Origin of the sequence: Ornithinibacillus scapharcae TW25 (assembly GCF_000190475.1) — a bacterium.
Classification (GTDB): domain Bacteria; phylum Bacillota; class Bacilli; order Bacillales; family Amphibacillaceae; genus Ornithinibacillus; species Ornithinibacillus scapharcae.
In genome coordinates, this window is record NZ_AEWH01000019.1 from 90,603 (window position 1) to 99,509 (window position 8,907).

The 8,907-nt window shown below is 37.8% G+C and carries 8 protein-coding genes; 1 reads left to right on the forward strand and 7 read right to left on the reverse strand.

What is annotated here, in order from left to right; all coding sequences use genetic code 11:
- Window positions 1–98 precede the first annotated feature (98 nt).
- Complete coding sequence (locus G5W_RS20520; RefSeq protein ID WP_010094803.1) at window positions 99–731, forward strand: YesL family protein; 633 nt, start codon at window positions 99–101, stop codon at window positions 729–731.
- Between the two features lie 200 nt (window positions 732–931).
- On the opposite strand, the gene G5W_RS0105255 is transcribed toward G5W_RS20520, so the two are convergent.
- The 7 genes from G5W_RS0105255 to G5W_RS0105285 all read right to left on the reverse strand — a co-directional run bounded on the left by G5W_RS0105255 (window position 932) and on the right by G5W_RS0105285 (window position 8,504).
- The gene (locus tag G5W_RS0105255) at window positions 932–2,521 is read right to left on the reverse strand and encodes an FAD-dependent oxidoreductase (protein ID WP_010094804.1); all 1,590 of its coding nucleotides are present in this window, start codon (window positions 2,519–2,521) and stop codon (window positions 932–934) included.
- Window positions 2,518–4,167, reverse strand: coding sequence for a hypothetical protein (locus G5W_RS0105260; protein WP_010094806.1), 1,650 nt, complete (start codon window positions 4,165–4,167; stop codon window positions 2,518–2,520). The genes G5W_RS0105255 and G5W_RS0105260 overlap by 4 nt, the downstream gene beginning before the upstream one ends.
- A 316-nt stretch (window positions 4,168–4,483) precedes the next feature.
- On the reverse strand, window positions 4,484–5,878 hold the full coding sequence (locus G5W_RS0105265) for a glycosyltransferase family 39 protein (RefSeq protein ID WP_010094808.1): 1,395 nt from the start codon (window positions 5,876–5,878) through the stop codon (window positions 4,484–4,486).
- On the reverse strand, window positions 5,868–6,209 hold the full coding sequence (locus G5W_RS0105270; RefSeq protein WP_010094810.1) for an EamA family transporter: 342 nt from the start codon (window positions 6,207–6,209) through the stop codon (window positions 5,868–5,870). Before G5W_RS0105270 ends, G5W_RS0105265 begins: the two co-directional genes overlap by 11 nt.
- Complete coding sequence (locus G5W_RS0105275) at window positions 6,209–6,595, reverse strand: DUF2304 domain-containing protein (RefSeq protein ID WP_010094812.1); 387 nt, start codon at window positions 6,593–6,595, stop codon at window positions 6,209–6,211. Before G5W_RS0105275 ends, G5W_RS0105270 begins: the two co-directional genes overlap by 1 nt.
- A 6-nt stretch (window positions 6,596–6,601) precedes the next feature.
- A complete protein-coding gene (locus G5W_RS0105280; protein ID WP_010094814.1) occupies window positions 6,602–7,318 on the reverse strand; it encodes a glycosyltransferase family 2 protein in 717 nt (238 codons plus the stop codon).
- Between the two features lie 136 nt (window positions 7,319–7,454).
- Window positions 7,455–8,504, reverse strand: a complete 1,050-nt coding sequence (locus tag G5W_RS0105285; protein WP_010094816.1) for a glycosyltransferase family 4 protein — start codon at window positions 8,502–8,504, stop codon at window positions 7,455–7,457.
- Window positions 8,505–8,907: the final 403 nt, after the last annotated feature.

Below are 8,907 nucleotides of genomic sequence, written 5' to 3' on the forward strand. Positions count from 1 at the left end.
CTTTAATTATATTATTCGATTCTTGCAAAATATTAAAAAAATAATTGAACAACTATTACTTCTCGGTGTATAGTTGTCTCATAAAAGGGGTTGATGTTTTGGGTGGATGGGATAAATTTTATATCATTGCCAAATGTATGCTACGAATAGCTTATCTAAATATATTATGGATTTTCTTTACATTGGTTGGAATTGTATTCTTTGGTATTTTTCCAGCTACTTCTGCTATGTTCACTATCGCCCGAAAATGGATTCTATATGGGGAATGGGATATTCCACTATTTAAGACATTTTGGACAGCCTATAAGCAGGACTTTTTTAAGTTAAATGGTTACTCCCTCATTTTCTTACTTGTAGGATATTTTCTCTATTATGATATTGCCTTTATTCAGTTAAACCCTGGGCAATTTCAGTTTCTGGTACCGGTTATTTTATTAATTCTAATGACAACACTTATTACTATCTTTTTCTTCTTTCCTGTGTTTGCACATTTTAAGCTATCATTCTTTCAATACATTAAACAAGCCTTTCTCATTGGGGTCTCCTCTCCATTAGAATTAATAGGGATGATAGTCGTAACCTTGTTCTTATACGGAGCAATAGTTCTAATTCCGGGAATTATTCCATTATTTACAGGAAGCGTGTTAGCGCTCGCATACACATTCCTATGTCAACGTGCATTTAAGAAAATTGCAATGAAGAAGGGATTAGAAAATATTGAACAAGTATAGTGGTTTCTATACTTGTTTTTTACATACTAACAGTTTTCGACCATGACCTATTTTGTTCATCTAACATTTATAGACTAATTAGTGACTTGTCTCACAACTTGTCTATTTCTATATTTAACGAAACTTCCATGCTGTTGATGTGTGATTAATATTTTGAAGTAGCTAATTTAAAAATGGGAGCTGTAATCAGCTCCCTTACCCTATTCTCTACCAAAGGTCTCCTGCATCCGCTTCACAGGATCGTCTTCCATAGTATTATTCCATTCTAGCACCTGGCCCTCTTGTACCAATATCGATCTCAGCTCCTGATATGGTACATCCTGAACGGGAATACCCTGTTTGGCTGCCATAGCTACTACTGCACCGACAGATTGACCGATGATCATAAACACTGGCTCCATACGAATTGATCCATATGCAATATGTGAACTGGATACACATACGGGGACAAGTAAGTTACGACACTCCTCTTTCCTTGGTAACACGGCCCGTAATGAGATTGGATACGGTGAAATTGGAATTTCCACGTCCCCTTCATTTAAAACTCTTCCATCCATTACTACCCTTCTGCAATGATGTGAGTCCATTTGATAGGATGCTAGTCCGATAGAATCTTCTGCTACCTTTTTTCCTAAACAATTACGATCTGTCATGACATAATCAGCAATCATTCTTCTACCTTCCCGAATATAGAGTTGTTCAGGCCAGTTTCTCGACTCCACAAATTCATCCTTGGCTAGCCCCCACTCCGCTACCTCATTGCGGATTGCTTGCGGTACTCTTGCATCATTAGCTAGAAAATATAACATCCCTAATTGATAATTCAGATGGTCTTGGAACATTTCCTCTCTCTCTTCATAGCTTGCTTCTGGCCAGTTATGGTTCATCCCGATATAGTCTGTCGAAAATCCACCATAATTGTTTAAATCTGTTTTCCCATTGGGAAGCATTGTATGTAGGTTCATTGCGTCCCAAACACCTGTCTTAATATATCGCAACAGCAATTCATATCGCTCTTTCTGATACTTAGGCGGCTTTGGAAAAGGGATTCTATTGTTAGACTCCTTTGTTAAACATAGACGGAAATTATAGGCTTGAATCCGGTTATCACCTGCACCTTGAATATTTTGTTCCGAACTGATAATCTCAGTAATTCCGAATAGAAGGCCACTTTCTGGCTTACCGGGCGTTACATACGGATCTACCTTATTTTTGAATTGATGATGTGGATGACCGAACTGTACACCATTATAGGACTCACCATAGGTTTCATTCGATTCACGCCCTACATGGTAATGGACTCCCGCTTTTGCCAACAAGTCACCCTCATAACTTGCATCTATGAAGTGGGAGCCTTGAAAGCTATTACCATCCTCCATGGTAATCATGTTTATCATACCTTTTTCTACAAGTACGTCCTGTAAATGTTGTTTAAAGTAAACAGGGATACCGTAGGACTCGAGCCATTCTTGGAATACTTTCTTTGCAACCTTAGGCTCAAATGTCCATTGTTCATCCTTCCCATAATACTTCCCAACGCGTTTATAAAACTCCCTCGATAATCCTCCTATCGCCTCTTTTGCACCAAAATCGGTAGCTCCTAATCCATTGGCAGTTATTCCACCTAGATGATTACTAAATTCTGCAATGAGCACATCTATTCCTAATTTTTTTGCCTGAATAGCAGCAGTTATCCCTGCAGGAGTTGCTCCATATACTATTAACGTTGCATTATAACTACTACCTTTGCTTCTGTTTACCCGTTCATAATACTTCGGAAAACTATTCATGTTTTTTGCCTCCACTGGTCTCTTATGGTTTCCACTTTCTTTTGTACATGATACAGATAGATGCTTAACATTTCCTCCGAGGGGAAATCATGCAAATCTTCTTCAGGTAGCGAAATGGCTTCTCCAGGATATTGCAGAGAATGATCCTCTAAAAATGCGTATACACCATCTAAATAATGAATCACGTTATCTATGAATAGTTTATTAGAAACTTTTTCTGGATCGACTATTCTTGCCGGAAAAAGTGGGATATTCCAGTAAGTGTGCTCTGCTATTACATCTTCCAGTTCACTTAATAATTGACGGAAGAGGTTTTCTTTCTCACCAAACAGTACAAAGAACCGATCCCGTAATGTCCGAATATCCCTCCCCCAGCTAAGTCCTGCATAAAAATAATTATTGATCATTTGAACCCATTTCCATGGATATTCACTATCTTGGTTTAGCGCACCCTTCTTCTGGTGAATTGGTACAATTAAATTCAACACCCCATTAACCCCAATACAGCTATAATCTTCCATGTCTGCTTCTATCCGTTTTAATAGCGGTGGAAATAGTTCACTAAGCATAAAATGGTCACTATAATATTCCAAAACTGTCAATTCAGTTTGGTTATCCTTCGTCTTACAATCCCAATCTAATAATGCTTGATAAGCTCGTATTGAGTTCTTTTCTTGGCTAAGAAGTGATTGTTTATAATTTCTTCCCCAATATGCATAGAGCACATCCGCTTTTGAGGAAGGGGTTGTATGTTTATTTCTTTCCAGCATGCTCCATTCTAGTCCTGCATTATAAGCAATGTGCTCCACGTCAACCGATAGATTAGCTTGGTCTAACCTATCTTTTAACTTCTCTACAAAAGCAATATAGCTAGGCATAAAGCTGTCATAATTCTTCTCCTGTATTCCGACATCTTCTGGCCAAAGTGAAATACGGTTAACTATCGGATAAGCCTTACAAATTTCGATAATTCGACTAATCACAACATCATGAAGATCTATATTATGGCGGTCGAAAAAAACAGTCCTTTCCTCCGCCTTTTCTAGTTCCCGTCCCAATAGAAATGATAAACTATGTCCACCAAGTGTCACATTGTAATTTCGTTTTTCGAGTTCACCCACTACTTCTGGTCCTATTTCATTCCATAAAAAGAATGTGAAAAAGAATTCATTCAAACCATTTTTTATACCCCAATCGATTAACTGTTTCACATACTGTGTATCACGAATCGTTTCAATCACATTTCCCCTTCTCTGAAAACGAGGATTATGTGTGATGGGGATGTTTAAGTTTGATACGTAGCTAGCCTTTTGGGATTCTTTCATCCCAACGAAAGAGTATCCTAAAAATATTTCAGCATAATGGTAGACACCATACAATAGTGATCGTTCTTGAGCACCGATAATAAAGACATCTTCATTCTCCACTACAATAGATAACCCATCATTCTTAATCGTAAGTTCTTCTCTTCCCCTTTGCTTCCATTCACTCTCCAGCATAAGAAAAAATCGTTCTGATCCCAATGGAATATCTCCATCTTTTGAAAAGTAACTACCAAGAGGTTTCTTATGACATTGCTCATACAACCTACACAACTCCTCCACAGCAAACAAAACAGCCAGACCCTTTGAAAAATAAATAACCACCCTTCCACCTCCTGGGACATGGGGACAGGTCCCTTGTCCCATCATCTTATACTTAATGTATCTAGAATTAGAGGTCTTTTAAACGACTTTAAGTGATGGGATGACGAACAGGCTTTGTGGGCACTGCTCTGAGGCTTCTCTACTGTGGCTTAAACCTCTCGTTTACATTTTGCCGGTACTGCTACACCAAACCTTATCTGGACAAGCGTTGTCTTGGTAGCTCCCAGTCTATATCCCCCTTTCCGATCACGGGCGGGCTCCCTCTTTCATGAGGTGCTGGGACAAGGGGCTGATGTGCCCCCAAAAAAACAGCCCCTTAGCTTTCTAGGGCTGTTTGAGGCTGTTGTTTTTGTTTTGGTATTTTGTTGATCCATTGTTTGATTTTCTGAATAATGGTGATGATGGCATATCCATCTAGGATACACATGATCGGGATGATGAAGAACCCGTATCGTGGTATGGTTAGGAATAGATTGGATAGCACGAGATAAATTAACAGGATTCCTGTTATCGCTAGTGTTTCCTTGCGGCGTGAGATTAGTGCTGTAAGTAAGGCTAGGATAACTAAGTATTTATGATATGTTTTCACATTGGCCATCAGGTCTCCGCCTGGGTAGAAGTAGATGGCATCTGGAATTTTAAACATTTCATAGGTCTTCCCAACGGTAAACCATGATAACCAAAGTCCATAGTCCGTCTCGAATCCTTCTTTAATCTTCATTTGTGCATATTCAACGGTTTCCATTCCAAGCTCTTTTTGCTCCAGATAATAATCGGAGAAACTATATAAGTTATATGGGTTAGCGCCAGAGAACCAGCTATTCCCTGAATGTGTGGAAAACAGAATAAATTCATCAAATTGCACATAGTTTCGAACAACCCATGGCATGATGACTAATGCTGCACCGAATGCCCAAATGACAGCAATTTTTAACCATTGCTTATAATTACTGCGATGCTTGATTAATACGATTAAATAAGCGAGTAGAACAATTGGTGCAATGACAGGTCGGATCATGACTGCATAACAGAATACTACTGCAAATAAGAAATGATACCTTTTCTTATTCGACTCAAGCGCTAGTACAAATAGGAAAATCGCCAGTAAATAGAAGAAAATACCTGGTGTTTCCGTTAGGGCCGTTCTAAAGAAATGATAAGGCGTGAAATAGAACGCGTACAAACCACTTGCCACTAACCCCATCCATCGATTTTTAAAGATTTTCGCTGTAATGACATACAATAAGAAAATACTAGCCAGGTTTAAAAACATATTAAAAATCTTTACTAATGTTGCTTGATCTACATTAATCAAGTCAGCAATACTAAAAATAACAACTAACAACATAGGATGCCCGTATGTTACAAATGCATTATGGACAATTTCTCCCGTGTTTCCTGTGTCATAACCATATACACCATGCTCACGTAATTGGTTTGCCATGACTGAATATAAATAACCGTCACGACTTCCCCATTCCCATGTGTGTTCTTTCAGCTTAGCATCATACTCCGTTAGCTTTCCTGCTTCTAATTGTGCTTCAATTTGCTCAGGGCTCATTTGCACAAAATTACTTCCTGGATTTTTTACTAATAACACAATATGTAAAATAAAGGACACAAGTAAAATGACCGCTAATAGATAATGTGGTATATGCTCTTTTTTAAAACTAAATTTAGGTATGCCAATCTTTTTTGATTTACTTTGCAATTAAATACACTCCCAATACAATAACTGCGGCACCAACCCATTGTGTCGGTGTTACGGCTTCTTTAAATACTAAATAGCCCATTACAATTCCGAATACATAGGCTAAACTCTGAAACGGGTATGCAATACTAAATGGCATTCTAGTTAGAATAAACAACCAGATTAGGGTTGCAAAAACATACACTAATCCACCACCAATGATATAAGGTGATTTAATCAAATCTAGAATTGTACCAGGTCCCCAGGTACCAATTTTAGTCATCCCAACCTTCCATAAGTATTGCCCAAATACTAGAAAGAGTACATTAATCATTAATAATATGTAGTTCATTACTCTTCTTCCTTCTTCCTTATTTGTGCTATTTCATCGCGCAGTTGCTCGATTTCATCTAAGGTTTCTTCTTTAAAAATTGCATATTCCTGTGTAATATTGGTTAGTTTATGATTTAGCTTCGAGATTCTTCTAGTCAGATCGAATATCATGATTAATACACCAAGTAATCCAACAAGGAACAATAAGCTCGGTGCATAATGCACACCAAGAAGGTCTGCCAGATATTCCAGCAGCCCTTCGGATAAGCTTAATATACCTAAAACAATACTCATAATAATCCAAAGAATCGAGTCTCTTGTCTCTAAGACACCCCGACGGACACTTTCGATAATGATTAAGAAAAATAATACAACAACAACAAACGAAAAAATCGTAATACTCATGTGGAATTACTCCTTAATAATCTTCTGCATCACGATGGAAAGGGTTACCTTTGCCATGTAATAAATGCTTTTCCAAGAATTAATCGAGGAAACGCCACCTTGGCGCGCATTCATATGTGCGGTGATTTCTTTAATACGCAAGCCTTTTTTGTGAAGTAAAATAAGTACCTCAGGCTCTGGATAGTCCTTTGGATAATTTTCGGCAAACAGCTTGATTACCTTTGCATTCTTTGCCCGAAAACCTGAAGTAGGGTCTGTAAACCGTTGACCAGTCAAAAACTTTAGAATAAGGTAAAAATAATATATTCCAAGTCTTCTGGCACTACTTCCCTTATACTGTGTCTTTTCCAAAAATCTTGAGCCGATAACCATATCCGCTTCATTATTTATTATTGGTTGAATTAGCTCTCTTAAGTCATCTGCGTTATGTTGACCATCCGCATCAAACTGAATCGCAATATCATAGCCATGTTTATCTGCATATTTATAACCTGTTTGAACTGCACCACCAATTCCAAGATTCTGCGGCAAGTCCAACAACACAATATCAAATTGACTAGCTATCTCAACCGTTCTATCCTTTGAACCATCATTAATTACACAAACATCAACGGTAGATATTTTTTCTCTTATTCGCATCAATGTAGTCAGCGTTGAGGCTATACTGTCCTCTTCATTATATGCTGGCACAATTATTAATGTCTTTGGTAACGAGTTACTCAACACTTTTCCCAACCTTTCGACAAACCATTAGGGTTATTTTAACACATCTTGGACAGTTCTAACCAATAGACACAAAAACTGTAAGATAAAATTTACATTTGGTTAAAAATCAATAAAAAAGGGGATATTTCCCCTTTTAACGTTTCGCTCTATTTCCTGTCAATAATTTTAACAGAGGTCGGTAATTCTCCCCAATAAGTCCCGTTATTTCAACAATCAATTCAATAAGAATTAAAAGGGAAATAAGTAAGATGGTTGATCCCCAAAGGGTTGCTTCTGTAAAGATAATCGCCGAGATACTGAATAGTGCGCTCATTCCATAGATCAAGATAACCGCTTTCCGATGTGAAAATCCTAATCGGATTAAGCAATGATGTAAATGCCATTTGTCTGGTGCCGATAATGGTTTTTTCTGAACGATACGACGAATAATCGCAAACGTCGTATCGATAATCGGTACACCAAGAACAATTATCGGAATGATTAAAGAAAACATCGCTACATTTTTAAATAAACCAGTAACAGCCAACACACTAATCATATATCCTAAGAATAAGGAGCCTGTGTCTCCCATAAAAATCTTCGCCGGATGGAAGTTAAACACAAGAAAACCAAGTGTACTTCCCAACAGAATAAAGCCAAGTAATGCAATTAGAGGATTCCCCATTGAAAGTGCCAGTCCGGAAATCGTTAATAACACGATTGACGAAACACCAGCAGCTAATCCGTCTAAGCCATCAATTAGATTGATGGCATTCGTAATCCCAACAATCCAAAAAATAGTAAGAGGAACTGCGAAATAGCCAAATTCAATTATTTGTCCTGATGGTAATGTAATAAATTCAATCTGTATACCAGCCAGCACGGTAATCAATGCAGCGATTAATTGGCCTAACATTTTCACTTTCGGTGATAATTGATATAGGTCATCTAAAATTCCTGTGATAACAATAACACACGCACCAACAATTATCGGCCAAGCCTCCATCGTGTCTGGTAAAAATACCAGTACCCCAAGCATAAAGCTCAGAAATATCGCTAAGCCTCCCAATCTCGGCATCGCTTTCGTATGAACCTTTCGCTCGTTTGGCTCGTCAACTGCGCCAATCTTAAATGCAAGTTTTATAACATACGGTGTAATGATTAAAGCAGCAACAAAACAAATCCCTAATGCTATGAGTTCCATATATATCCTCCTACATACCTCTTCATAGGTAGTACTCTATTATATTAGACGTAATTTTAGTTTTAAAAGTTTCATTGTTTCATATTTTTCCCATAAACCACTACTTATTATAATCCTTTTAGCCTAAAAATCAATATGTCCAAAGTCATACTTGTAATTATTTATATTATATTGTTCTACCGATATATTCATTTTTTGTCGGTTGGGCTTGGGATTTACTAGCATTTACGGGGATATCATCGTCGTTAAGACTGGGTTAGATTGGATAATGCCTACCGAGTGAACGCTTGTCTCGGTATCGTTCGCGACTTTTTCGGATAATGCCTACCGTGAGAACGCTTTTCTCGGTAACGTTTGCGACTTTTTCAGATAATGCCTACCGTGAGTGCGCTTGTCTCGGTAA

Coding starts and splice junctions, on each gene's coding strand:
- G5W_RS0105255 (WP_010094804.1), bottom strand. CDS start 2,521: ATGAATAGTTTTCCGAAGTATTATGAACGGGTAAACAGAAGCAAAGGT.
- G5W_RS0105270 (WP_010094810.1), bottom strand. CDS start 6,209: ATGAACTACATATTATTAATGATTAATGTACTCTTTCTAGTATTTGGG.
- G5W_RS0105275 (WP_010094812.1), bottom strand. CDS start 6,595: ATGAGTATTACGATTTTTTCGTTTGTTGTTGTTGTATTATTTTTCTTA.
- G5W_RS0105285 (WP_010094816.1), bottom strand. CDS start 8,504: ATGGAACTCATAGCATTAGGGATTTGTTTTGTTGCTGCTTTAATCATT.